Origin of the sequence: Campylobacter sp. P255, from assembly GCF_003627915.1 — a bacterium.
Lineage (GTDB): Bacteria > Campylobacterota > Campylobacteria > Campylobacterales > Campylobacteraceae > Campylobacter_D.
On the sequence record NZ_NREN01000002.1, the window covers coordinates 93,987 to 117,814 of the forward strand.

Sequence of the window (23,828 nt, forward strand, 5' to 3'; positions counted from 1 at the left end):
TATAAAAAGTTAATTTTAATCAATTGCAACTTAAAATGATGTTATTTTAACATCAGGTATTGTTTTTATATAAAGATTTCAGGCTTTCATATGCAAGTTGAATTTTTTCAAATTCTTCACGGCAATAAGCTTGTTCGATTTTACTTTTACCTTGATGACGATCAGGGTGGTAAATTTTTACCAAATTAAGATAGTTTTGCCTAATAGTAGAAAAATCATCACTAGAATTACACCCTAATGTTTGAAAATAATTCTCAAATAACTTAGCCAAGGCATTAAATTTCCAATTTGTACTAGCCTTATTTTTCATTTTATTTCTAAATTCCAAAAGCTGAGTTTCATTGATTGTAAAATCTACACAGTATTTTAAATGCTCATTAACACTTGCTAAAATTTCTAAAAGATTTAAAGTGTTATCGTCTTTATACTCTAATGAAAAAATACAATTTTTCTCATCATATACGCTTTTATGGTCTTTAAAGTATTGCTCCAAATACACCGCAAATAATTTCTCATTCGAACTTAATGTGATCAAAATATTTTTTTGTGCAAAACCTATTTTAGCAAAGATTACCGGTTTTAAGGTATTCGCCTGAGCAAGATTTAATTTGAAGGTTTTATAGTGCGCAAAAGCAAGATTATCGATTTGATTGCCTGTATTTTTTTTATATTTATGATTTACAAGCTTTAAAAAGTATCTTCTTTGAGGAATTTCATTTTCCACAAAAAAAGACAAAGTTTTGTTTTTATTTCCAATAACTTTGGAAAAATTTTTACGGATAAGATCTTGAAAATATTTAAACATTAAAAAATCATCAGTATTAACACTAACCGATTCTAAAGTTTGCACTACTTGCATAAAATCCTCTCTATAAAACTAACTCCACAAAAATGCTTGTTCATTTAAAGCACTAGTGTGTTTTAAAATTTCATTTGGACTATAATCGGCTTTATACGATAAAGATTGACACCCTTTTACAAAATATCCTAAATAAATGTATTTTAATTTTTTCAATTGTGCTAGTTTAATTTCGGTTAAAAGTGAATATTTTCCGAGACTTAAGTGTGAAAAATCAGGATCATAAAAACAATATATACTAGAAATTCCATCATCTAAAATATCAATCAAATCAACACAGACTAATTTATTATCAACATAAAAATCTAACTCATAACCAAAGGTACCCGCATTATCTACGTAGAGATTGTAGTATTTTCTAAAATTGAGATCATAAATTTTCCAATTTCTCTTATCTTTTTGATAGTGATGGTATTTTTCGTATAATAACAAATGCTCATCACTCAAAGAAGGTTTTTGCAAGATGATCTTAGTTGCAGTATTTTTTTTCAAAACCCTACGATAACTTTTACTAAAATGAAAATCATCCACTACGATACGTAAATTTTGACATTCATTACAACCATCGCAAACAGGTCTTGAAAAATACGAACCAAAGCGTCGCCAGCCTCTTGAAACTAATTCTTGGTTTTGCTCCTTAGTGATAAAAGAGACATAGTTGTATTCATTTCTACAATACCTATCCTCAAGATAAGGACATTCTTCTTCTAAAGTACAAAAACCTATAATATTCATTAGATCTTTTTAATATCACTATTTTTAACAAATTCCATAAATTCGTTTGCCAAACGCTCTTCTTTGGCGAACATTTCTTCAAATTCTTGTTCTTGTTTTTTTAGCTCATTTTGTTTAGCCAAATCTTTTCTTACATTCTCTAAATCAGTATTTTTCATACTAATTCCACTTTTACTTGCCTTGTTTTTTTCTTTTTTAACTTGACCTTGTTCTTTTTGAAGTACTTTTTTAATATCTTTTAATTCATCTAAAAAACTCATTATTCTCTACTTTCTTTTATTTTTTGTAAAGCAGCAGCAATCGCAGCAATCACCTCTTCTTTATTTTCTTGATGCCTATCTTCTGTTTTTTCTAAAAGTTCTTCCATGTGTGTTTCTATAAAAGAAGTATCAAAATAACCTCTTCTAAATTCCCTTATTTTGGTAATTGCGATCAAAAATGGCACAGTAGTTCTTATATCATCGATCACAAATTCCTTCAAAGCCCTCTCAAGCCTATTAACCGCACTATCATAACTTGAACCTTTGACGATTAATTTTGCAAGCAAAGAATCATAATAAGGCGGCACCGTATAGTCTTTATACAAATGACTATCCACTCTTACAGATGGACCTAAAGCCGGAAAATATTCGGTGATTTTACCTGGACTTGGAATGAAATTTTTCCACACATTCTCTGCTGTAATTCTAGCTTCTATAGCAAAACCTCTTGGTTTAATATCGCTTTGTTCTAAATCTAAAATTTCTCCATTAGCGATACGAATTTGTCTTGTGATAAGATCAATTCCTGTGATTTCTTCTGTGATAGGATGCTCTACTTGAATTCTCGTATTCATTTCCATAAAATAAAATCTATTATAATCATCAAGCAAAAATTCAACTGTACCAACATTCGTATAACCTACTGCTTTTGCAGCAGCTACAGCGGTTACCCCTATGGTTTTTCTAAGTTTTTCTGAAATACTCGGACAAGGTGCTATTTCGATAATTTTTTGATGTCTTCTTTGGATAGAACAATCTCTTTCACAAAGGTGAATGATATTTCCATAATTATCCGCTAGAATTTGAAACTCAATATGTCTTGGATTGATAACATATTTTTCCATAAACACTTCATCATTTTTAAAAAAGCTAAGCGCTTCTCTCTTACAAGCTTCAAAAGATTTTTCCAAATCCTCTTCTTTATGCACAACACGTATACCTCTACCGCCGCCGCCGCCACTGGCTTTTAAAATCACAGGATAGCCTATTTTTAAAGCTTGAAGTTTGATTTCTTCTAATGTACAATGATTTAATTTTTCAGTTCCAGGCACCACAGGGATCCCATTTTTTTTCATCAAATATCTTGCAATGTTTTTATTTCCCATTTTGCGAATAACATCTGATTTTGGGCCTATGAAAATGATCCCCGCATCCTCGCATTCTTTAGCAAATTCATAATTTTCGCTCAAAAATCCATAGCCAGGATGTATTGCATCAGCTCCACAAGCTTTTGCGATCTCTACAATTCTTTTGCCATCTAGATACCCTCTTATAGCATCCGTTCCTATTCTATATGCTTCATCTGCAACTTTTACATGCAAACACTCATGATCAGGTTCGGTATAAACTGCAACACTTTTTATGTGCAAATCCCTACAAGCACGGATTACTCTGACTGCGATCTCACCTCTATTGGCTATTAAAATCTTATGTATCATTACCTTGCCTTAAGCTAAAATATTAAAGGAAGCTTAGCATAAAAATATAAAAATTCTATAAAATTATTTATTTTTGCTAATTTTAAGGATATTTTGATAAAATTACTTCTTTATTTTGCGCCCATAGCTCAGCTGGATAGAGCATTTGATTGCGGTTCAAAAGGTCAGAGGTTCGAATCCTCTTGGGCGTACCACCTACTTCTTTTTCTTTTTAATAGAAAATTCATCTAAATCTAATTCTTTTTTATCTTTCATTTGATACCATAAAAATAAAATGAAAAATATAGCTAATATCATAGCTAAAACATAGTAAGTTCCATTTTCACTTTCAGATAAAAATAAATTTTTAGTATTCATGCCAAAAAAACCAACGATTAAATTCAAAGGTAAAAAAATCGCAGACATAATACTTAAAAAATAAATATTTTGATTGATTTTTTCACTTCTTATCGTATTAATGTAAGTATAAATACTCTCTAATCTTGTGATATTATCTTTAATATTTCTTTCAAGATTTGATAAATTTAATATAATTGCTTTTAAATTTTTCTTTATGAACTGCTGTTTTGTGTGACAAATTTTACATGCTTCCAAAAGTGAAGAAACTGTTTTATAGCTTTTAGCAAGCTTGACTTTTAAAGTAAAATATTTAGTTAGAAAATTTTTAACCTTTTTATCTTCTAAGATCAACTCTTCTCTTTTTTCTATTGATAAGCCAATGCTATTATTTTTTTCTTTTTCAACTCGTATGATTTCTTTTAAAATAGCTACAAATTCAGCACTAGAAAAATCATTGAGTGTTTTATTTTTATATTCAAAAATTTGATTGTCTTTAAATACAAAAATATTTCTAGAATTTTTAGCAATATCTAACATAAATATATCAAATTCATCTAATTCATAGTAAGCATTTGAAATATTAATATTGTTTGTTATTTGCTCTAAAGTGCTACTTAGCATGTTCTTAATCTATAAAATTCTTTTCTAAAATTTTCAAATTCATCTTTAATGATGGCTTCACGCATTTGTTTTACTAAATCCAAATAATAATGTAAATTATGAATACTCGCGAGTCTAAAAAAAGTTAATTCTTTAGCTTTAAACAGATGGTTTAAATACGCTCTTGAAAAATTCCTACATGTATAACAAGAACACCTATGGTCTATAGGAGCATGATCGGTGATAAATTCTGCTTTTTTTATATTAAATTTACCAAAACTTGTAAATAAAGTTCCATTTCTTGCATTTCTTGTTGGCATCACACAATCAAACATATCCACGCCCCTTGCAACATTTTCAACCAAATCTTCAGGTGTACCAACTCCCATTAAGTATCTAGGGCGGTTGCTATCAACATAAGGCATCATAGCTTCAACCGTATCATACATAGCCTGATTCTCTTCTCCTACACTTAAACCGCCTATAGCCAAACCATCAAAATCCATCTCACAAAGCGCTTGAGAACAAATTTTTCTAGCTTCAAAATCAGTACCACCTTGAATAATACCAAAAATATTCTGCCCTACTCCCACACCTTGACTTTGCTTTAGCTTGTGATAATCAATAGCTTCTTTTGCCCATTTTATAGTGCGCTTTAAAGAAAGTTCTATTCGTTCTTTACTTGCAGGTAATGCCACTAAATCATCTAAGATCATCATAATATCTGAATTAAAATCATATTGTGCATCTAAAACACTTTGCGGAGTAAAATAATGCAAACTTCCATCAATATGGCTTTTAAATTGAATTCCTTTTTCATCAGGCTTTGAGTTTTTACTTAAAGAAAAAGCCTGAAACCCTCCACTATCTGTCAAAAAAGATCCACCAAATTGACTAAAACCGTGTAAACCGCCCATTTGTTTAACCACTTTAGATCCTGGTCTTAAATACAAATGGTAGGTATTTGCTAAAATAATTTTTGCATTTAAAATTTCACTCATATCCACAGCATCTAGACTTTTAATCGCTGCTAAGGTTCCAACTGGCATAAAAACAGGTGTTAAAATTTCACTATGTGTAGTTTTTATACGACAAGCTCTAGCATTTGCACTTTTATATTGAACTTCAAATTCCATTGATTTTCCTATATTTTTTGCATAATCATACCAAAGACTTGCTTATAAGTTTTTTTGAAAGAAAGCCTGTTTTTAACAGGCTTAAGAAATTAGTAGTTTTTTACAAATTCAACGATTTTTTCACAACCTTCAATGATATCTTTTTCATTAGTTGCATAAGAAAGTCTAAAATACCCCTCCATACCAAAACCTATACCTGGTACTAAAGCTACTTTTTGTTCTTCTAATAATCTTTTGCAAAATCTCATCGAATCACCATCTACTTCTTTACACGAAATAAACAAATAAAATGCACCTTGTGGAATTGGTTCTAGTTTTAATTTATCACATCGACTTAAAATTTCGCATGCTAATTCTCTACGTTTTAAAAAGGCTTGTCTCATCATCTCAATATCATCATCTGCTTTTCCAAGTAAAGCCGGTAAAGCAGCATGCTGAATAATAGAACATATATTTGAAGTGCTTTGGCCTTGCAACTTTTTCACCGCATTATTAAATTCACTCATTTTACTTGCCATATAACCAAAACGCCACCCCGGCATTGCACCACACTTGCTAAGTCCGTTAATACTTACAGTTCGGTTTAAAGCATCTTCACTTACTTGTGCAAAAGCACAAAATTCTCCATCATAAACTAATTTCTCATAAATCTCATCACTTAAAACCACAATCTTAGTGCCTTCTAAAACCTTAGCTAAAGCAGTAATTTCTTCTTTAGAATAAATAGCACCCGTAGGATTGGAAGGAGAATTAAACATCAAAACTTTAGTTTTTGGAGTGATGGCTTGTTGCAACTGTTCTGGAGTAATTTTAAAACCATTTTTAGCCTCACCTTCGATAAAAACCGGTGTTCCACCTGCAAATTTTACCATTTCTGGATAGCTTACCCAATATGGACTTGGTATAATAACCTCATCTCCTTCTTCCACCAAACACTCAATCGCCATAAACAATGAATGTTTTGCACCTACATTAGTGATAATTTCGCTTGGCTTATACTCTAATTTATTGTCGTTTTTAAATTTAAATTGTATTGCTTCGATCACTTCTTTTATACCCACAACAGGCGTATAAGCACCACAACCATTTTCAATCGCTTCAATCGCAGCATCTTTTATGATCTTTGGGGTATCAAAATCAGGCTCACCTGCAGAAAAACTGATCACCTTTTCACCATTTGCTTTTAAAGTTTTTGCAATATCAGTCATTACTAAAGTTAAGGATTCTCCTAAATTTTGAGATCTTTGGCTTAGCATTTTCATATCCTTTATTTTACACTAGTTTTATTTTTGATAATTGTTACAACTTGGAGCTTAAAAAAATCTACGAATAAAATTAAGACTGAATATTTTTAAAATTTTGTGTAGAAACTATACACTTTCTACACAAAATACACTAATTTTGTTTCTTTGGGTAATTACTCTAAAGCTTCTATATCGCTTTCATTATGATGGATAAAACGCTCATCTTTTTCTATAGCTTCAACCAAACGACCTACCCTTTCCCATCTTACTTTTTTATTTTCATCCCATGAAAAATAAATAAACCATGGTTGTCCTACTATGAATTTATAATCTACACTTCCCCAAAATCTACTATCGCTAGAGTGATCGCGATTATCACCCATCATGAAATATTCATTTTCAGGTACTTTATAGTAGTATGCATTAAAACCATAAATATTATTTTCTCCTAGTTCGTTAAATGATATAGGCTTCATAGCAAATTGACCTAGATTTAGATAACGAAAAAACACACTCTCTATATCCACTCTAGCATCATAATGAATTCCTTTTTCTATAAAAGGTTCTTTGACATAAAGTTTTCCACCGATGATTTTTGTTTTATTAGGGTAATAATCTTTCATATATTCATCACCCTCAACCATACGCACATACAAGGTTTTATTTGCAAAAACTATTTCATCACCACCTTTAGCTACACACCTTTTAACGTAGTGAATTTTTGGCTCATGAGGATATCTAAACACTACTATATCCCCTCTTTTTGGACCTTCGCCACTGATTAAATGCCCATTTTTGTTAAAATCAGGCAAAACAGGCACTTCCACCCAAGGAATATGTGGAGTTGGAATACCATAAGAGAATTTTTTAACAAACAAAAAATCCCCTACTAGCAAAGTATTTTTCATAGAGCCACTCGGTATGGTAAAAGCTTGAATAAAGAAAAATATAATCAATAAAACAACTACTAAAGTCCCTGTCCAAGACTGAGTGAATTTATAGATTTTTTTCAAAAAATTCATTTTTTAATCCTATTTTTAGCTGATTTAATAGTGTTTTCTAAAAGCATTGCTATAGTCATTGGCCCTACGCCACCTGGTACGGGAGTGATATAGCTAGCTTTTTTACTTACATTTTCAAAATCAACATCACCTACAATTGTACCATCAACTCTATTAATCCCTACATCAACTACAACTACACCTTCTTTAACCATATCTTCTTTTAAAAGATTTGGACAACCAGCAGCTACGATGATAATATCTGCGTTTTTTGTATAAGCTTTTAAGTCTTTTGTATAAATATGACAAACACTTACACTTGCATTTGCATTTAACAAAAGCGTAGCCATAGGACGACCAACTATGTTAGAAGCGCCGATGACAACTACATCAGCACCTTGTAATTTTATATCATAATGTTTTAGAATTTTCATAACACCCAAAGGTGTACATGGTAAAAATCCACCTTTTAAATTAAGGTTTAAATTTCCAACATTAAAAGGATGAAATCCATCTACATCTTTATTAAAATTAATACTTTCTAAAACAATATCTTTATTAATGTGCGCTGGCAATGGTAGTTGTACTAAAATTCCATCTACACTATCATCATGGTTTAAAGTATTAATCAAAGCTAAAAGCTCATTTTGAGTTGTATTTACATCAAGTCTATAAACTAAAGACTTAATCCCACACTGCTCACAAGCTTTAGCTTTTGAGCCCACATAAGTTGCACTAGCAGGATCTTCACCCACCAAAATCACCGCTAAACAAGGCTCTATGCTTTGGGCTTTAAGCTCTATAACTTCTTGTTTAAGATTGTTTTTAACTTCATCGCTTAGCTTTTTACCATCTAAAAGTGTCATTTCTTTCCTTAATTTATAGCTTTCTTTAACTTAAAAAATTGTATCATAATAAAACTTCTTTTTTGTTAAAGGCAGTAAATGAAAATTATTTTATTTTTATTTTTTATAGTTTATGGTGTCTGGGCTGAAGATTTTATCTCCCCTAAAGAATACCAAGAATCCCTTTACAAAAACCCAAGAGGCATAAGTTGCGCAAAATGCCATGGCGATGGAGGACAGCAAATATTAGGTTATTACATTAAAAATGGAGAAAAAATTCCTTTTATTGTTCCTAGTATTAAAAACACTCCTTATGCGCGTTTTAGAGAAATTTTAGTCCAACCTCAAGAGGCTAAAAGCATTATGCCAACTTACTCTCTCACAGATGATGAGATCAAATCACTTTATAGATATATTACTAACAACAAAAGGAGTAAACAATGAAAAACAACAAAAAAGCTTTTGAAGAAGCTTGTGAGTACATCGCAGGTGGTGTTGACTCTCCTGTGCGTGCCTTTGCAAGTGTAGGCAGTAATCCTTTATTTATCAAACAAGGAAAAGGTGCTTATATTAGCGATATAGAAGAAAATACTTATATAGATTATGTACAAAGCTGGGGACCTTTGCTTTTTGGTCATTGCGATGAAGATATTGAAAAAGCTTGCAAAAAAGCATTAGAGCATGGATCAAGCTTTGGTGCACCAACTTTAGCAGAAACCAAACTAGCTAAATTAATTTTAAAAGATTGGCCTCATTTAGACAAAATTCGCTTTGTAAGCAGCGGCACTGAAGCTACTATGAGTGCCATTCGCCTAGCAAGAGGATTTACTAAAAAAGATAAAATCATCAAATTTGAGGGGTGTTATCATGGACACTCTGATTCTTTATTAGTAAGTGCAGGAAGTGGTGCAGCTACCTTTAATACTCCAAGTTCTTTAGGTGTTTTAACCGATGTGGCTAAAAACACCTTAGTAGCAATTTATAATGATATTGATAGTGTTAAAAACCTAATCAATGAAGATCACAACATAGCATGCATCATCATAGAACCAATAGCAGGAAACATGGGGCTAGTGCCTGCTAAGTTAGAATTTTTACAAGAATTAAGAAAACTATGCAATGAGCATCAAATTCTTTTAATCTTTGATGAAGTTATGAGTGGCTTTAGAGCTTCTTATTTAGGTTCTTTTGGAATCAACCACATACAAGCTGATATAGTAACTTTTGGTAAAGTTATAGGCGGTGGCATGCCTGCGGCTGCTTTTGCTGCAAGAGCTGAGATCATGGACTTACTAAGTCCTTTAGGCGGAGTATATCAAGCAGGAACACTAAGTGGCAATCCGCTTGCAATGGCTGCAGGCTATGCTAGCTTAAAAAAAGCAAGAAACTATGAAGGTTTATACGAAAAATTAGAAAAACTAGGCAAAAGACTTACCCAAGGTTTTCAAGAAGCGGCAAATGAATGCAATATCCCTTTACAAGTAAACTGCGTTGGCTCTATGTTTGGATTTTTCTTTTGTGAAAATCCTGTTAATAATTATCAAGATGCCTTAAAATCTGATACAAAATTATTTGCTAAATTTCACGCGCAAATGCTTAGCAAGGGCATATATTTAGCACCTTCTCAATTTGAAACAGGTTTTATTTGCGAATGCATGGATAAAAAAATCATCGATAAAACTATACAAGCAGCACAAGAAAGTTTTAAAGCCCTATGAGTAAAAGACAAAAAATCATTCGTAAAAGCATAGAAGCTGCAGATGGACTAAGCCTTGGTATATCCATGGTGGTAGCTGTTTTAATCGGGGTTGGTATAGGATATTTTTTAAAAAATTTAACCGGCATAAACTGGCTTTTTTGGCTTGGAGTTTTTATAGGGGTTGCAGCAGCAATTTTAAATGTTTATAAAGCTTATAAGGCACAAGTGCAAAGCTATGAAGAATTTAAAGATGAAAATCGCTACAAAGATTTAAAAAATGATCCTAAAACCTAAAATCTTAATCAAACTCTTGCTAGGACTTAATCTACTTTTTCTAGCAGGAGTTTTTTTCTATAAAGGAATAAGCTTTGAATTATTCATCAGCTTTGAATTTGGATTTTTAGCTCAAAATTTGATCATTGTATTTTCTTTTTTAAATTACAAAAATTTTATCTATAAGGCTGCTAAAAATTACACTTTTACTCAAAGACCTTTGCAAATTTTTGCAAAAAAACCACATTCTTTTCCAAAGATTGTAAAATTTATCCATATAGATGACGATTTAAAACCAAAATTTAAAAGTATTTTTAAAAACACATTGGCATTTTTTTCTTTATTTAAGCTTTTTGCCTATGTTTTTTTAATTGTGGGATTTTTGTATTTGGAGTTTCAAGGCTTAATGAGTATTTTTGCCTTGTTTTGTGCAATGTTTGTCACACCCATAGCGGTATTAATATATAATTTTTTAATAAGAAAATGTTAAGCTCAAAAAGAACGATTAGATCATTAACTGCATTATTTCTTGGTATGATATTTGTTTTCATAGGAAGCGCCTTAACGGTAAATTCTATAGCCATTATCCTAAAGCACAACCAAGTTAGCAATTTTTACATTGGAGTTATAGGGAGTTGTTATTTTCTTGGTGCCATGATTAGCACTATTAGCGCTCATAGAATAGTTTCTAAAGTTGGCCATATAAGATCTTTTGGAATTTTTGCCATCATTTTTGGTATAGCTACTATGCTCCATAGTTTAAATTCCAATCTTTATTTTTGGATGTTTTTGAGATTTTTACTTGGTTTTTGTTACTATGCACTTTTAATGGTTATAGAATCGTGGCTTAATGAAAAAGCAAAAAACGCTATTCGATCTAGGGTGATAGCCTTTTATGAAGTTGTATTTTACTCATCTTCAGGTTTTGGAATTTTACTTATGTCGTTTGACTTTCCAAGCGATACAGTGTTTATTTTAAGTGCAAGTTTTATTATGTTTGCTTCAATTCCTTTATTTTTAATTCGCATCAAAGAGCCGGTTTTACCTCAAAAGACCAAAATTTCCATTCCAAAAATTTTTGATATCGTGCCTTTGGCTTTAGTAACAAGCTTTATAGCAGGTATGCTTTTAAATGGATTTTTCTCTATGGCTTCTTTATTTATACTCATACAAGGATTTGGTGCAAAAGAAGCTTCGATTTTTATTTTTTGCACTATGTTAGGAGGGTTTATATCTCAACTTTTCATTGGAACCCTTTCTGATAAAATCAGTCGTAAATTTGCTATTATTTTATGCGCTTTCACGGCTTTAAGTGCTATGCTTTGTATTTTATTGCTAAGTTATAATATTTACTTAAAATATCTTTTTGGCTTTTTGCTAGGCATGGGAATGTGCTGCTTATATGCTCTTTCTTTGGCAAGAGCAAACGACATGCTTGATGATCCTAGTAAAAGAGTAGAGCTAGGCAGAGCAGTTCTTTTTACCTACTCTTTTGGTGCTTTATTTGCTCCTGCTGTGCTTGGAACTTTGATGTATTATTTTGAAGGCAATGGCTTTATGTATTTTTACATTATCTTATTAGCTGTTTTAATTCTTTTTGCTATTGATAAACCAAAATTCAAAAAGCTTACTAAATTCAAAAGAAGACCTGGTAATATGGTAATGTTAGATGATAACTAATATCTCAAACAACCCAAACCAATTCGCAAAAAACGAAACAAGCAAAGACAACAAAAGCGAAAAAACAGACAAAAAAACCTCACTAGATGAAGCTTTAAAAAACCCTTTTTTCTCTAAAGGAGAAAGCGGGACTAAGCTTCCTAAAGATTATGTGAGTCAAGTTGATCAAAAATTACAACAACTACTCAATAAACTTTTAGAGCAAATTAAAACCGCAAACAAAGATCCTGATTTAGCCATTTTTAAAAACCAAAAAGATCTCAATTTTGCCCCTAATTTTGCCAATGAAGTAAAAAAACTCCAAATAGAACTTTCTAAAATTCCTGAATTTGAAAAATTATTAAAAATGTTAGATGAGCTTGTAAAGCCTGCTAAAGATATTGACAATAAAAACCTTTCATCATTGGTAAAAAATTCAGGCGTATTTTTAGAAGCAAAACTCAACCATTCTTTAAAGGAGCAAAACTTACCCCAAAGCTTTTTTAATCTCTTAAGCACAATCAAAAGCGCATCTAGTGAAAATTTAAAAAAAGATATAAGCAATTTAGATCTTAAAAATCTTGACACCACAAGTACATTAAAAGAACTAATTCACATTTTGCATGCACACAAGAAAGAAAATAAAACTTCCCTAGAAACTACTCACTACAAAACACTTTTTAAGTTGTTTGATAAAATTGAAAATTTTAAAAATTATATCAATAAAAACCCTAATTCGATCAGCCAAGAAAAACTTCAAAATATCGCCAACAACTTCATCAAAGATTTAAACAAAAATTTAGCCCTTATCAACAAAGAATTAGCCAAACCCGAAAATATAAAAATTCAAAATACGCATATTTTAAAAGATCTCAGCCAAAACATCAAAGATTTTATCACACTTTTAAAAGATATTAAAAATCCAAAAAATACACAAGAGATTAAACAAGAAATTCTTGACAAAACATCTAAAGAAGAAATAGAAGAGGCAAAAACACCTCAAAAAAACAACCACGAAACAAAAGAAGTCAAAAATAAAGAAGAAATTTTAAATAACGAAAAAAACATCAAAACCCCTAAAGAAGATACACCGCACAACAAAAACACTCTTGAAAACACAAAGGAAGAAACAAAAGAATCTCAAAAAAACACCGAAGAATTAATTAAAAATGAAGCTAAAAATCAAAACTCACAACACAATAATGCCAAATTAGAAGATATCTTTAAAAGTACTTCAGGTAAAATTTTACTAGAAGATATTTTCAAACAAAGTGTCAGTAAAAATCTTAATTTTACTCAAAACATCCAAGAAGCACTTTTAAATAGCCTTAACAAAGAACTTGGATCAATAAGTAGAAAACTCAATGAAGTGCTAAAAGCTCTAGATCCTAAAAACCATGAAGCAAAAAATTCTCTAGATGACATCAAACATATAGAAAAAAAACTAGAATTATCCATTAAAGATCTTGGAAAAATCACTCCTAAAGATAGTACAGAAATTAGCTCTGAATTACAAAAAGACATCAAATCCACTCTTTTGCAAGTTTCTAATCTAGCAAAAAATCTAGACAATGAAACCATACTCAATCAAACAAATCGCCTTATAGCTCAACTAGAGTTTAACCAACTCTTATCGCTAGCCAATAATAGCATTCACACTTTCTTACCTTTCTTTTGGGATGATTTAGAAAAATCTAATGTAGTTTTTAAACGCGGGAAAAAAGACAAATTTTATGCACAAATTAACCTTGAATTTGAAAAGCTTGGCAAAATTAATGTCTTTTTATCACTTAGCAATGACAAATATATTGATATAAACATGATGGTGGAAAATATCGATTTTAGAAAAAAACTCTATGAAAGAGCACATGAGTTAAAAAAAGCTCTGGTTAAAGTAGGACTTTTAAGTTCAAACTTTTTTATCAGCGATATCGCAAAAAGCAAATTCCAAAACCAAGAAGAATATAATGACTTTAATATGGGTTTTGACACAAGGGCTTAAAAATGGCTAAAAAAACAAAAAAAGCGATCGCGCTAGGCTATAATAAAGAAGACCAAAATGCGCCTAAAATTCTAGCCAACGCTAAAGGAGAAAATGCCACCAAAATCATTTCCCTAGCCAAAGAAAATGGTATCCCTATAAAAGAAGATAAAGATTTAGTGGAAGTTTTAAGCAAGCTTGATCTAGGTGATGAAATTCCACCTAATATGTACAAGGCCGTGGCTGAAATTTTTGCCTTTTTATACAAGGTGGCTAATGAAGATGAGACTAAACAAAGTCCGCAATCTTCTTAGCAAACCAAACCGGTTCATAGGTATTTTTACTCCATTTTAAATGGCCCTTTTGTACAATTAAAACTATCGTAGAACCTAGTTCAAAATTTCCAAGTCTTTGGCCTTTTTTCACAAAAAGATCTTCATAAGTATGCGTAAAATCAAAATTAGCAGCATTAGTTTGTATGCTAGTATCAAATGTAAAGTGCATTTTACCTACATTTAACGCACCTACAAAAACCATCCAAAGGATAAATTTTCCTTCTATTAAACACTTTAAAATCACCCTTTCATTTCTTGTATAAAGATTGATGATTTTTGCAAGCTTTGTCTCACTCACACTAAATAAAGCCCCGCTTACATAAGTAGCACTTAAAATTTGCATATCACAAGGTGCATGGTAGTGGTGGTAATCTTTTGGAGATAAATAAATATTTGCATAATCAATGCCGTTTTCTAATTCTTCTTTTTTGGCTGAATTTTTCAAAAGTTCTTCTATACTATAACTTGAACCCTTAATACTAAAAGCCAAATTTTCTTTAAAGTCGTTTTGAAAACTACTTCCAAGTTCTAAAATTTTACCATCGCTTGGACTTATAAAAGCTTCTTCTAACTCTCTTTCATTAAGCAAGCTTCTTGCAAACAAAGCATTTAAGCTTTCATATTCTTCTAAAGGCTTAAATTCACTCATATTAATATGAAAAGCATTCACATAAGCTTTGTTAATATTTTTTTGGATTATTTTTGGAAATTTGTATTTTGCTATCACTCCAAATACTTTTGAAGCGCTATTACTAAGACCCATTTATTCTCCTTTTAATCTAATCAAAGCAATTTCACTAGGTGCTAAAAATCTTACCGCAGGACCCCAAAAACCAGCACCGCTACTAACATAAAGCAAGCTATCCTTACTAAGCTGATAGAGCCCGTATACAAAGCCTTGCTCTAAATACACAAGCAAAGAAAAAGGAAAAATTTGCCCTGCATGCGTATGTCCTGATAAAATTAAATCAAACCCACTTACATCATAGGTTTTTACGTATTTTGGCTGATGTGTGATTAAAATATTAACTTTTTCTTGATCGATTTGAGTTTTGATTTTTTCTATATCACTTTCTTTAAAACCCAAACGCTTAGCACTTAAATCCAAAGTCCCACTTAAGGTAAATTCACCAAAATCAATACTTTCATCTTCTAAAACTTTAAAATTTTTCAGTGTTTTTAATTTTTGCCCTATAGCTTTGATATGGTTATAATACTCATGATTTCCATAAACATAATAAGTGCCATATTTTGATTTAAAATTTTCCAACAAGTGAACATAAGGTATACTAGCAATATCTGCATCAATTAAATCTCCAGCAATAACCACCATGTCAACATTTAAGGCATTTACCTTATCAATCAATGCTTTTAAAAAATCTTCACCTAAATTTTTACCCAAATGCACATCTGTTAACAAAGCTATATTTAAGTCTTCTTTTAGGTTTTTGATGTTTATATCCACTTCTTTAACCTTAGGGATACTCACAGCATTTACAAAACCTTTAAAAACCATACTCACACTAAGTATAATAAGCCATGAATCAAATATCAGCTTTAAAAATTTCCTTCTTGGTGCACTAAAAATTTGCTCTTTTTTGTTTTTGTTAAAAAAAGCCCAAGAACCGCACTCATATATTAAAGCAAAAAGCAAGAAAAAGCAAGTTATAGTAGGAAAAATAGCTAAAAAATAATAAACTTTTTCATGTAAAATAGCCTCGCGCATACTTACAAAAAAAACCAACTCACATAAAAAAACAACAAAAATAAAACCCAAAATCATTTTTTTATAAGGTTTTAAAAAATCCACTCTGGATAAAAATCTTTTATAAATATACCAATTTGCCAAAGCAAAAAATGTAATCAATAAACCAAAAAATATAAACACTTTCATAATGGCAATTATATTTAAGCAAAATTAATACTTTTTAAAGTAAAATCGCAAAAAACATTCAGGAAAAAACCTTGGCTTTAATAGATTTAATCGATGCAAGTAAAAAATTTAATACAAAAATTGTCTTAGAAAACGCAAATTTTAGTGCAAACATGGGAGATAAAATCGCCATAATCGGCAAAAATGGCGAAGGAAAATCAAGTTTTTTAAAAGCCCTAATAGGAAGTTTGAAACTTGACAGCGGCAGAGTGATTAGGCAAAATAATATTAGCATAGGCATGCTAAGTCAACAAGTAAGCTTTGAAAGCACTTTAAGCGTAAATGAAGCAATTAAAAAAGAACTAGAAGAAATTTATAAAGCTTTAAAAGAATTTGAAAATTACAATGAAAAACTAGCTCTTGAACCGCACAACAAAGAATATCTAAAAAAAGTAGATGAATTAAGCTTGCTCATTGATTCAAAAGATGCTTGGAATTTAGATCAAAAAATACAAAGAATTTTAGAAGAGTTTAAACTAGAAGAATACAAAGACCGAGCACTTTGCTCTCTAAGCGGAGGTGAGATTAGACGTGTGGGGCTTTGTACGCTTTTACTTAAAAATCCTGATATATTATTGCTTGATGAGCCAACTAACCACCTAGATGTCTATATGAGTAGCTTTTTAGAAGAAAGACTAAAAGCTTCAAAAATGTGTGTGATTTTTATTTCGCACGATAGATATTTTATCGATGCAATAGCACAAAAATGCGTTGAAATAGAAGCAGGAAAACTAAGTATTTTTGAAGGCGGATACACACAATATCTAGAAAAAAAAGCAGCTATTTTAGCATCTTTAGCAAAAAGCCATGAAACCCTGCTTAAACAATTAAAAAGCGAAGAAGAATGGCTAAGAAGAGGAGTTAAAGCTAGGTTAAAGCGTAATGAAGGACGCAAAGAACGAATTTTTAAAATGCGCGAAGAAGCTAAAAAAAATCCAGGAGCTATAAAACGTTTACAACTTGAAATCAAAAGAGCAAGTAAAAACTTTAACCAAGTCCAAAGCCAAAACCGCAAAAAAATGCTTTTTGAACTTAAAAATATCTCAAAATCCATAGCAAATAAAGTATTATTTAAAGACTTCAATGCAAGAATTTTACAAGGCGAACGCATAGCCATAGTAGGGAAAAATGGATGTGGAAAATCCACTTTTTTAAAAATTTTACTTGATCAAATTCCACTGGATAGTGGAGAGATTAAAAGAGGTGAAGTCAAGATAGGATATTTTGACCAAAGTAGAAGCTTACTCAATACCGATAAAAAACTTTTAGAAATTTTTTGCCCCAATGGTGGTGATCATATTCAAGTGCGTGGTAAAAATATGCATGTTTATGGGTATTTAAAACAATTTTTATTTCCGAAAGAATTTTTAGAACAAAGCGTAAGTGTTTTAAGCGGGGGAGAGAAAAACAGAGTTGCTCTAGCTTTACTTTTTACTAAAGAATATGATGTGTTAGTTTTAGATGAACCAACAAATGATTTAGATATAGCTACGATTAATATCTTAGAAGAATATTTGCTTTCTTTCGAAGGTGCGATTTTGCTTGTATCACACGATAGATATTTTGTTGATAAAATCGCAACTAAACTTTATGCTTTTGAAGAAAATGCCAATATCAATATAGAAGTTCTTTCTTATAGTGAATATTTAGAAAATGAAAAAGAATACAAAGACTTTGAAGAATTTTCCAAAAACTTAGAAACAAACACCACAACAAGCGTAAAAACAAAAGAAAAATCAAGTAAAAAACTAAGCTATAAAGAAAATGAAATTTTAAACTCATATCCTGATAAAATTCATAAACTAGAAGAAGAAATCAAAGAGCTCAAAAACGCTCTAAGCAATCCTGTAATCTATCAAGAACTAGGCATAAACACCCTATATGAAAAGCTAAATACTTTAGAAAATGAATTAAGTATCTTAGAAGAGGCGTATTTTGAAGTTTTAGAAAAAAGTGAAAGTGTAGATTGATATTTACCTTATATATTTTAAATAAGATAAAATTACTCAAATTTATTTAAGGAAAAACAATGACTTTGATAACTATTTTATGTTTATATACAGCTTTTTTAATTTTTATCTCTTATATGCAAATTGCATTTTTAAAAAAAGAAAGAGAAAAACAAGCAGTTATTTTAGAAGAACATGATTATAAAAATGCTGCGAATATTGCCATAGAAAATGAAAAATACAAAATCTTTTCCAACCTTTACAATCTGATAATCAATATTTCTTGGATTGCTTTTGGTTTTTTATATCTAAAAGAAATTTTCATCAAAGAAAATTCGACTTTAGAAAATACTTTATTTTTACTTGCTTTTTTACTTATAATTAGCATTTTAAATTTACCACTTAGTTACTATGAGAGCTTCATAAAAGACAAAAAACATGGCTTTTCCAATATAACTTTAACACTTTTTATCAAAGACAGTATTAAATCTCTTGCACTGATGCTTATTTTTGGTTTTTTAATCATTTATGCTTTAGTATTTTGCTTTGAATTTTTTGGTACATATTGGTGGATAGTTGCTTTTGCGCTAAGTTTTATCATCATACTGATCATAAACCTCATCTACCCTACTCTTATCGCGCCAATGTTTAATAAAATGAAAAAACTTGAAGATGAAAATTTATTAGAAAAAATCACAAATTTAATGCAAAAATGCGGTTTTAGCGCAAACGGTGTATATGTGATCGATGCGAGTAAAAGAGATAAAAGATTAAATGCTTATTTTGGCGGTTTATTTAAAAGTAAAAGAGTGGTGCTTTTTGACACACTTTTAAATGCCCTAAAAGAAAAAGAACTCATCGCGGTTTTAGGGCACGAACTAGGACATTTTGTACATAAGGATTTATTAAAAACCTTAGCAGCTAGTGCTTTAATGCTTTTTGTTTTATTTTTTGCTTTTGCGCACTTGCCAAACTTTTTTTATAAAGAAAGTCATTTAGATGGAGTAAATGCTGGAGTTTTTGCTCTTTTATTAATCTTTGGAAATATCCTTGCTTTTATTTTTTCTCCATTACTTAATAAAATGAGTCAAATAAATGAATTTAATGCAGACTTGCACGGGGCCAAACTAAGCTCCAAAGAAGACATGAAGAATGCACTGATAGCTTTAGCAAAAGAAAATAAAGCCTTTGTTAAAACAAGTAAAATTTATACTTTTTTTCACTTAAGCCACCCTTGCATTTATGATAGGATCAAAGCTTTACAATGATTTCTATCCATCAAGCTCTAAAACAAGCTTATACAAAAGATCCCACTCACAAAGAATATATCCTTTTTATTCTTTGTGAACTTTTGCAAAAAGATAAAGCTTGGATTTTTTTAAATCCTGATTTTCAAATTGATGAAAAAATTTTTTTTGACTATGTTGACAAATTTTTACATGGTGAACCCTTTGAATATTTATTTCAAAAAACACAATTTTACGGTTTAGATTTTTTTGTAGAAAAAGGAGTGTTAATTCCGCGTTTTGATAGTGAGATATTACTCGAGAAATGTTTAGAAATACTTGAACATCATACTTTTAAAAACATACTTGAAATAGGTTTTGGTAGCGGAATTTTGAGCATATGCTTAGCAAAACTTAAAAAAAATCATATCCATGCTTGTGATATCAACAAAAAAGCACTAGAGCTTGCAAAAAAAAATGCAGATTTTCACGGTGTTTCAAATAAGATTGATTTTCAACTTTGTGATTTTAAAAATATACAAGGAAATTTCGACTTTATTTTTTCCAATCCTCCTTATATTAAAAATGATTATCCTTTAGATAAATGGGTGCAAAATGAACCGCATAATGCTTTATTTGGCGGAGATAATGGCTGGGAAATTCTACATGAAATCATTCTCTTTGCAAAAAATCAAAACGCAAAAGTGTTAGCATGTGAATTTGGATATGATCAAAAAACAATCCTACAAAAACTTTTAGAAGAAAATGGCTTTAAAGCTTCTTTTTATAAAGATTATAGTGGCTTTGATAGAGCTTTTGTAGCGTGGAATTTAAAATATTAAACTATAATCACTTACATAGGAGAATATCATGAAATCTATATATTTATTTTTACTCGCAGGTTTAGTTGGTATTGAAATTAGCATAGGTGTCTTACTAGCTCCTACTATATTTTACCCTGCCAAATTTATAGGCGATGGAGTTTTGAATCATTTTCAAAGCGGAATTTTAATGACGCACATTTTTGTGCAATTTGGCTATGTTTTATTAGGTGTTAGTATTTTGTCTTTACTTATGGAAATTTTCTCTTTTAGAGATAAAAATTTGACTTTTAAAATAAATTTTTCAAAATTTATGCTTTCTTTGATCATTTTGGCACTAAGTTTGCTTTTCATATTTTACTTCACTGCTTATGTTTTAGAAGCACAAAGTTTAGGAGAAGAAGCAACTAAGACTAAAGAATTTGTAAAAATTCACAGCGCAAGTGAAGTTGTGATGAAAATTATCATGTTATCGCAAGTAGTTTTGTTTTTCTTAAATTTTAAAACAAAAAAGTGATATAATAAATTAAGTCTTTAAAAGGAGTCAAAGATGAAAATAAGCGATGTAGGAACAACTCAACAAAATCACTATCTCAACCAAGCTCAAAAAAATCAAGAAAAAGCTTTAGAAAATGTAGCCGCAATACGCGCTATTGATGGAACTGATGGGTCTAATATGGCTATAGCCGACACCTTAAGAAGTCAATACAGCACTATTGATCAAGGTATTTTAAATGCTTATGATTCAGTAGGTGTTTTGCAAATTGCTGATTCTACTTTAAATAATATTTCAGCTAGCGCAGATAGACTAAATGAGCTTTCAGTACGCTCAAACAATGCGGCATTAAATGATAGACAAAAAAGCATGCTAAATACCGAAGCAAGCAGACTAGTTAGCTCAATTAATGATGCATTTTCTAATGCCACCTACAATGGAAAAAATGTTTTCCAAAGTATGGATTTTGTTGTAGGAGCTGGAGTTGAAAATATCAACTTAAATCAACCAAGCACCGCTAACTTAAGTCTTGAAAATCAAGAAAGCATTCGTGATTTTCAAGATCAAGTAGGTTCTTTACGCGCAGACATTGGTGCGGGTATTAATGCAATACAAGCCAATATTAATTCATCTTTGCAAACTAGTATCAATACAAAAGAAGCCGAGTCTAATTTACAAAATAACGACTTAGCACAAAACATCAATGACTTTAACGCAAATTATCTTAAAGAAAATGCGGCTTTATTTGCAAATGCACATTCAAATATCATGCTACAAACTAAACTAGCAAGCTTACTTCAATAACAACAAAACTCCCACTGGGAGTTTTTCAAGGAAAAATATGCAAGATAATGCTTTGACAAAGCAAGTTTTAAAACACCCTTTATATGAAAAAATTCAAAAACTTAGCACAAAAATTCAAATTTCAAACTACCAAATCAATGATAGTTTTGATATATATTGTGACACAAATTTAACTAAAACCATCAAAGAAATCGCTTTAGATTTAAAACCTTGGCGTAAAGGTCCTTTTAAAATCAATGATTTATTTATCGATACAGAATGGCAAAGTTTTGTTAAATTTAATATTTTAAAAGAACATATGCCATGTATTGAAAACAAGGTTGTTGCCGATATTGGCTGCAATAACGGCTACTATATGTTTAAGATGCTTGAATTTAACCCTTTAAAACTAATAGGTTTTGATCCTTCGATTAAATATTATTTACAATTTTTATTACTTAATTCTATCGCAAAAACTCCTATACAATATGAACTTTTAGGGGTGGCTGATGTGCCAAATTATAGTATAAAATTTGATGTAATTTTTTGCCTGGGGGTGATTTATCATCGCAGCGATCCTATAGCAATGCTAAAGCAACTCAAACAGTCTTTAAATAAAGGTGGTGTAGTTTTTTTAGATACCATGTATATAGAAGATGAGAGAGAAATTGCACTCATTCCTGAAAAAACTTATTCAAAAATACCAAATATTTTTTTCATTCCGTCGATATTGGGTTTAAGAAATTGGTGTTATAGAGCTGGGTTTAGCGAATTTGAAGTCATAGCAACCAAACAAACTGATCTTTTAGAGCAAAGAAAAACAGAATGGATTGACTCTTATTCTTTGGATCAATTTTTGGATCAGCAAAATTCAAATTTAACCTGCGAAGGCTATGAAGCACCAAAAAGAGTTTATGTTAAATTAAAGGTGTAGAAATGGCAAGAACTGCAAGTGCTGTTAGTATAGAAGAATTAATAGACCCTGAAGAATTAAACCGTATTAAATCAGAACTTATCACTTGTCCTGGTATTAACAATACCCTAGCAGGAAGTATTTCACACATTGAAAAAAACTACGCTAAAGGCATTTTGATCACAACACATGAAATGGCAGTAGATGAGCTAGGCTTGGTGCATAGTGGTTTTGTTTTTAATGCGGCAAACTATATAGCTCAAGCAGCAATCAATAAAGAATTTAGCGTCTTAATAGGCTCAAGAAGCTTCTTTTATGCACCCTTGAAAGTTGGAGATATTTTAAACCTTGAAGCAAGTGCTTTGTTTAGCGATGACTCTAGAAAAAGAGAAGTAAAAGTAGCAGGTTTTGTTAATGAAATTAAAATCTTTGATGCTTCTTTTCAAGTTGTAACTACAGAAGATCATATATTTAAACTCAAGCAAACTCAAGCAGCAAATAGTCAAAACCAACAAGAGCCTGCTAAACAAGAAGCATCACAAGAGGAATTAAATGCTGTTTTAAAAGGAATCGGGGGTTAAGGGCAAATCCACCCAATTCTTTGGGCATTCTTTATGATAAGTCCCGCTTGCGTCATAGTATTCTTTGCAATCATCATAAAAGCGATTAGACACCCCTCTTTCATTTACAAAACATCCATTTAAAAACCAAAACACACAACCTAATAATAATACTTTTTTTAGCATTTTACACCTTATTTTAATCTAATTTGTTTTCGCCATTTATAAGGCTCTATAGGATCCTCATCCACCCATAAACCTTTTTTATGCTCTTTAGCATAATTTTGCTCATCTAGATACAAATCGCTATAATACTCATAAGCCCAAGCAAAGCCATTTTTAACCATAACCTGATTAATATCTTTGTCGTTTAAATATACAATTGCTAAAATTCTACCATATTTATCCTCATCTTTCACGCTTAAAGTAACCTCCTTTTTTAGCACAATAGCACTTAAAAACTGCGTTGCCATTTTTCCATAAGCTTGATCACTCTCAGGCGCATCTATACCAAAAAGTCTGATTTTAAGTTTTTCATCTTTATAAGTAGCTTCAAGTGTGTCTCCATCTATCACGCGCGTAATTTTGGCTTGAATATAAGCATTCTCATCATAGTTTAAAACATAAGCAAAAGCAATCAAAAAAAGTGCTATTAAAAATTTCTTTGGATCTTTTAAAAGCATTATTAGTAAGTCAATTTGCTTTTTAGAAATTTTCATTTAAACCTCATCTAATAAAAATA

Annotated in this window: 27 protein-coding genes and 1 tRNA gene; 15 read left to right on the plus strand and 13 right to left on the minus strand. The window is 30.7% G+C overall.

All coding sequences use genetic code 11. From position 1 onward, the window contains the following. Positions 1–52 precede the first annotated feature (52 nt). From CKA54_RS01710 to CKA54_RS01725, 4 genes are read right to left on the minus strand one after another with little or no spacing between them, the layout of a single operon-like run. Positions 53–859 (minus strand): adenylosuccinate lyase, encoded by an 807-nt coding sequence (locus tag CKA54_RS01710; protein WP_043019568.1) that lies wholly within the window; start codon positions 857–859, stop codon positions 53–55. Positions 860–877: 18 nt separating this feature from the next. Next, positions 878–1,594: an arginyltransferase gene (locus CKA54_RS01715; protein ID WP_120759447.1), complete on the minus strand. Its 717-nt coding sequence runs from the start codon at positions 1,592–1,594 to the stop codon at positions 878–880. After that, positions 1,594–1,854, minus strand: coding sequence for a hypothetical protein (locus CKA54_RS01720; RefSeq protein ID WP_120759449.1), 261 nt, complete (start codon positions 1,852–1,854; stop codon positions 1,594–1,596). The genes CKA54_RS01715 and CKA54_RS01720 overlap by 1 nt, the downstream gene beginning before the upstream one ends. Then, positions 1,854–3,293, minus strand: coding sequence for an acetyl-CoA carboxylase subunit A (locus CKA54_RS01725; protein WP_043019565.1), 1,440 nt, complete (start codon positions 3,291–3,293; stop codon positions 1,854–1,856). Before CKA54_RS01725 ends, CKA54_RS01720 begins: the two co-directional genes overlap by 1 nt. Before the next feature lie 117 nt (positions 3,294–3,410). Here CKA54_RS01725 and CKA54_RS01730 point away from each other — a divergent pair. Continuing rightward, positions 3,411–3,487, plus strand: a tRNA-Arg gene (locus CKA54_RS01730). Position 3,488: 1 nt separating this feature from the next. Here the strand turns inward: CKA54_RS01730 and CKA54_RS01735 are convergent. From CKA54_RS01735 to folD, 5 genes are all read right to left on the minus strand, one after another. Then, positions 3,489–4,253, minus strand: a complete 765-nt coding sequence (locus CKA54_RS01735; RefSeq protein ID WP_120759450.1) for a CorA family divalent cation transporter — start codon at positions 4,251–4,253, stop codon at positions 3,489–3,491. After that, a complete protein-coding gene (gene tgt / locus CKA54_RS01740) occupies positions 4,247–5,368 on the minus strand; it encodes a tRNA guanosine(34) transglycosylase Tgt (RefSeq protein ID WP_120759452.1) in 1,122 nt (373 codons plus the stop codon). The genes CKA54_RS01735 and tgt overlap by 7 nt, the downstream gene beginning before the upstream one ends. Before the next feature lie 89 nt (positions 5,369–5,457). Beyond that, positions 5,458–6,624, minus strand: a complete 1,167-nt coding sequence (locus tag CKA54_RS01745; protein ID WP_120759454.1) for a pyridoxal phosphate-dependent aminotransferase — start codon at positions 6,622–6,624, stop codon at positions 5,458–5,460. Between the two features lie 161 nt (positions 6,625–6,785). After that, positions 6,786–7,634: a signal peptidase I gene (gene lepB, locus CKA54_RS01750; protein WP_120759456.1), complete on the minus strand. Its 849-nt coding sequence runs from the start codon at positions 7,632–7,634 to the stop codon at positions 6,786–6,788. After that, the gene (gene folD, locus CKA54_RS01755) at positions 7,631–8,479 is read right to left on the minus strand and encodes a bifunctional methylenetetrahydrofolate dehydrogenase/methenyltetrahydrofolate cyclohydrolase FolD (protein WP_120759458.1); all 849 of its coding nucleotides are present in this window, start codon (positions 8,477–8,479) and stop codon (positions 7,631–7,633) included. Before folD ends, lepB begins: the two co-directional genes overlap by 4 nt. Before the next feature lie 78 nt (positions 8,480–8,557). On the opposite strand from folD, the gene CKA54_RS01760 reads away from it, so the two are divergent. The 7 genes from CKA54_RS01760 to CKA54_RS01790 are packed head-to-tail and all read left to right on the plus strand — an operon-like array spanning position 8,558 to position 14,384. After that, the gene (locus CKA54_RS01760; RefSeq protein WP_120759460.1) at positions 8,558–8,902 is read left to right on the plus strand and encodes a cytochrome c; all 345 of its coding nucleotides are present in this window, start codon (positions 8,558–8,560) and stop codon (positions 8,900–8,902) included. Further along, positions 8,899–10,176 carry a glutamate-1-semialdehyde 2,1-aminomutase gene (hemL, locus tag CKA54_RS01765; RefSeq protein WP_120759462.1) on the plus strand — a complete coding sequence of 426 codons (1,278 nt, stop codon included), beginning with the start codon at positions 8,899–8,901 and terminating at the stop codon, positions 10,174–10,176. Before CKA54_RS01760 ends, hemL begins: the two co-directional genes overlap by 4 nt. Beyond that, positions 10,173–10,451, plus strand: a complete 279-nt coding sequence (locus CKA54_RS01770) for an AtpZ/AtpI family protein (RefSeq protein WP_120759464.1) — start codon at positions 10,173–10,175, stop codon at positions 10,449–10,451. Before hemL ends, CKA54_RS01770 begins: the two co-directional genes overlap by 4 nt. Beyond that, a complete protein-coding gene (locus CKA54_RS01775; RefSeq protein ID WP_120759466.1) occupies positions 10,435–10,920 on the plus strand; it encodes a hypothetical protein in 486 nt (161 codons plus the stop codon). The genes CKA54_RS01770 and CKA54_RS01775 overlap by 17 nt, the downstream gene beginning before the upstream one ends. Beyond that, the gene (locus tag CKA54_RS01780) at positions 10,914–12,110 is read left to right on the plus strand and encodes an MFS transporter (protein WP_120759468.1); all 1,197 of its coding nucleotides are present in this window, start codon (positions 10,914–10,916) and stop codon (positions 12,108–12,110) included. Before CKA54_RS01775 ends, CKA54_RS01780 begins: the two co-directional genes overlap by 7 nt. After that, positions 12,100–14,091 carry a flagellar hook-length control protein FliK gene (locus CKA54_RS01785; protein WP_120759470.1) on the plus strand — a complete coding sequence of 664 codons (1,992 nt, stop codon included), beginning with the start codon at positions 12,100–12,102 and terminating at the stop codon, positions 14,089–14,091. Before CKA54_RS01780 ends, CKA54_RS01785 begins: the two co-directional genes overlap by 11 nt. Before the next feature lie 2 nt (positions 14,092–14,093). Beyond that, positions 14,094–14,384 carry an EscU/YscU/HrcU family type III secretion system export apparatus switch protein gene (locus CKA54_RS01790; protein WP_120759472.1) on the plus strand — a complete coding sequence of 97 codons (291 nt, stop codon included), beginning with the start codon at positions 14,094–14,096 and terminating at the stop codon, positions 14,382–14,384. Here CKA54_RS01790 and CKA54_RS01795 read toward each other — a convergent pair. Together CKA54_RS01795 and CKA54_RS01800 are read right to left on the minus strand one after the other, a co-directional pair. Beyond that, positions 14,359–15,168, minus strand: a complete 810-nt coding sequence (locus CKA54_RS01795; protein ID WP_120759474.1) for a phosphatidylserine decarboxylase — start codon at positions 15,166–15,168, stop codon at positions 14,359–14,361. The two genes, CKA54_RS01790 and CKA54_RS01795, sit on opposite strands and share 26 nt — an antisense overlap. Further along, a complete protein-coding gene (locus CKA54_RS01800) occupies positions 15,169–16,215 on the minus strand; it encodes a metallophosphoesterase (protein WP_172586654.1) in 1,047 nt (348 codons plus the stop codon). A 155-nt stretch (positions 16,216–16,370) separates the two neighbouring features. On the opposite strand from CKA54_RS01800, the gene abc-f reads away from it, so the two are divergent. The 7 genes from abc-f to CKA54_RS01835 are packed head-to-tail and all read left to right on the plus strand — an operon-like array spanning position 16,371 to position 23,107. Continuing rightward, positions 16,371–18,308 (plus strand): ribosomal protection-like ABC-F family protein, encoded by a 1,938-nt coding sequence (abc-f, locus tag CKA54_RS01805; protein WP_120759478.1) that lies wholly within the window; start codon positions 16,371–16,373, stop codon positions 18,306–18,308. Between the two features lie 59 nt (positions 18,309–18,367). Continuing rightward, positions 18,368–19,555 (plus strand): M48 family metallopeptidase, encoded by a 1,188-nt coding sequence (locus tag CKA54_RS01810; RefSeq protein WP_120759480.1) that lies wholly within the window; start codon positions 18,368–18,370, stop codon positions 19,553–19,555. Beyond that, positions 19,555–20,355 (plus strand): HemK/PrmC family methyltransferase, encoded by an 801-nt coding sequence (locus tag CKA54_RS01815; protein ID WP_253254845.1) that lies wholly within the window; start codon positions 19,555–19,557, stop codon positions 20,353–20,355. The genes CKA54_RS01810 and CKA54_RS01815 overlap by 1 nt, the downstream gene beginning before the upstream one ends. Positions 20,356–20,383: 28 nt before the next feature. After that, on the plus strand, positions 20,384–20,851 hold the full coding sequence (locus CKA54_RS01820) for a DUF4149 domain-containing protein (protein WP_120759483.1): 468 nt from the start codon (positions 20,384–20,386) through the stop codon (positions 20,849–20,851). A 33-nt stretch (positions 20,852–20,884) separates the two neighbouring features. Next, on the plus strand, positions 20,885–21,634 hold the full coding sequence (locus tag CKA54_RS01825) for a flagellin (RefSeq protein ID WP_120759485.1): 750 nt from the start codon (positions 20,885–20,887) through the stop codon (positions 21,632–21,634). Between the two features lie 37 nt (positions 21,635–21,671). Further along, positions 21,672–22,547, plus strand: coding sequence for a tRNA 5-methoxyuridine(34)/uridine 5-oxyacetic acid(34) synthase CmoB (gene cmoB / locus CKA54_RS01830; RefSeq protein WP_120759487.1), 876 nt, complete (start codon positions 21,672–21,674; stop codon positions 22,545–22,547). Positions 22,548–22,549: 2 nt separating this feature from the next. Beyond that, positions 22,550–23,107 carry a hypothetical protein gene (locus CKA54_RS01835; RefSeq protein ID WP_120759488.1) on the plus strand — a complete coding sequence of 186 codons (558 nt, stop codon included), beginning with the start codon at positions 22,550–22,552 and terminating at the stop codon, positions 23,105–23,107. Here the strand turns inward: CKA54_RS01835 and CKA54_RS01840 are convergent. Continuing rightward, positions 23,087–23,272 carry a hypothetical protein gene (locus CKA54_RS01840; RefSeq protein WP_120759490.1) on the minus strand — a complete coding sequence of 62 codons (186 nt, stop codon included), beginning with the start codon at positions 23,270–23,272 and terminating at the stop codon, positions 23,087–23,089. The two genes, CKA54_RS01835 and CKA54_RS01840, sit on opposite strands and share 21 nt — an antisense overlap. A gap of 8 nt (positions 23,273–23,280) precedes the next feature. Next, positions 23,281–23,805, minus strand: a complete 525-nt coding sequence (locus CKA54_RS01845) for a thermonuclease family protein (protein WP_232087570.1) — start codon at positions 23,803–23,805, stop codon at positions 23,281–23,283. Positions 23,806–23,828 lie beyond the last annotated feature (23 nt).

What these genes read in the sequence shown, in the direction of transcription:
- CKA54_RS01710 (WP_043019568.1), bottom strand. Translation starts at nt 859, where the DNA reads ATGCAAGTAGTGCAAACTTTAGAATCGGTTAGTGTTAATACTGATGAT.
- CKA54_RS01715 (WP_120759447.1), bottom strand. Translation starts at nt 1,594, where the DNA reads ATGAATATTATAGGTTTTTGTACTTTAGAAGAAGAATGTCCTTATCTT.
- CKA54_RS01720 (WP_120759449.1), bottom strand. Translation starts at nt 1,854, where the DNA reads ATGAGTTTTTTAGATGAATTAAAAGATATTAAAAAAGTACTTCAAAAA.
- CKA54_RS01725 (WP_043019565.1), bottom strand. Translation starts at nt 3,293, where the DNA reads ATGATACATAAGATTTTAATAGCCAATAGAGGTGAGATCGCAGTCAGA.
- CKA54_RS01735 (WP_120759450.1), bottom strand. Translation starts at nt 4,253, where the DNA reads ATGCTAAGTAGCACTTTAGAGCAAATAACAAACAATATTAATATTTCA.
- tgt (WP_120759452.1), bottom strand. Translation starts at nt 5,368, where the DNA reads ATGGAATTTGAAGTTCAATATAAAAGTGCAAATGCTAGAGCTTGTCGT.
- CKA54_RS01745 (WP_120759454.1), bottom strand. Translation starts at nt 6,624, where the DNA reads ATGCTAAGCCAAAGATCTCAAAATTTAGGAGAATCCTTAACTTTAGTA.
- lepB (WP_120759456.1), bottom strand. Translation starts at nt 7,634, where the DNA reads ATGAATTTTTTGAAAAAAATCTATAAATTCACTCAGTCTTGGACAGGG.
- folD (WP_120759458.1), bottom strand. Translation starts at nt 8,479, where the DNA reads ATGACACTTTTAGATGGTAAAAAGCTAAGCGATGAAGTTAAAAACAAT.
- CKA54_RS01760 (WP_120759460.1), top strand. Translation starts at nt 8,558, where the DNA reads ATGAAAATTATTTTATTTTTATTTTTTATAGTTTATGGTGTCTGGGCT.
- hemL (WP_120759462.1), top strand. Translation starts at nt 8,899, where the DNA reads ATGAAAAACAACAAAAAAGCTTTTGAAGAAGCTTGTGAGTACATCGCA.
- CKA54_RS01770 (WP_120759464.1), top strand. Translation starts at nt 10,173, where the DNA reads ATGAGTAAAAGACAAAAAATCATTCGTAAAAGCATAGAAGCTGCAGAT.
- CKA54_RS01775 (WP_120759466.1), top strand. Translation starts at nt 10,435, where the DNA reads ATGATCCTAAAACCTAAAATCTTAATCAAACTCTTGCTAGGACTTAAT.
- CKA54_RS01780 (WP_120759468.1), top strand. Translation starts at nt 10,914, where the DNA reads ATGTTAAGCTCAAAAAGAACGATTAGATCATTAACTGCATTATTTCTT.
- CKA54_RS01785 (WP_120759470.1), top strand. Translation starts at nt 12,100, where the DNA reads ATGATAACTAATATCTCAAACAACCCAAACCAATTCGCAAAAAACGAA.
- CKA54_RS01790 (WP_120759472.1), top strand. Translation starts at nt 14,094, where the DNA reads ATGGCTAAAAAAACAAAAAAAGCGATCGCGCTAGGCTATAATAAAGAA.
- CKA54_RS01795 (WP_120759474.1), bottom strand. Translation starts at nt 15,168, where the DNA reads ATGGGTCTTAGTAATAGCGCTTCAAAAGTATTTGGAGTGATAGCAAAA.
- CKA54_RS01810 (WP_120759480.1), top strand. Translation starts at nt 18,368, where the DNA reads ATGACTTTGATAACTATTTTATGTTTATATACAGCTTTTTTAATTTTT.
- CKA54_RS01820 (WP_120759483.1), top strand. Translation starts at nt 20,384, where the DNA reads ATGAAATCTATATATTTATTTTTACTCGCAGGTTTAGTTGGTATTGAA.
- CKA54_RS01825 (WP_120759485.1), top strand. Translation starts at nt 20,885, where the DNA reads ATGAAAATAAGCGATGTAGGAACAACTCAACAAAATCACTATCTCAAC.
- cmoB (WP_120759487.1), top strand. Translation starts at nt 21,672, where the DNA reads ATGCAAGATAATGCTTTGACAAAGCAAGTTTTAAAACACCCTTTATAT.
- CKA54_RS01835 (WP_120759488.1), top strand. Translation starts at nt 22,550, where the DNA reads ATGGCAAGAACTGCAAGTGCTGTTAGTATAGAAGAATTAATAGACCCT.
- CKA54_RS01840 (WP_120759490.1), bottom strand. Translation starts at nt 23,272, where the DNA reads ATGCTAAAAAAAGTATTATTATTAGGTTGTGTGTTTTGGTTTTTAAAT.
- CKA54_RS01845 (WP_232087570.1), bottom strand. Translation starts at nt 23,805, where the DNA reads ATGAAAATTTCTAAAAAGCAAATTGACTTACTAATAATGCTTTTAAAA.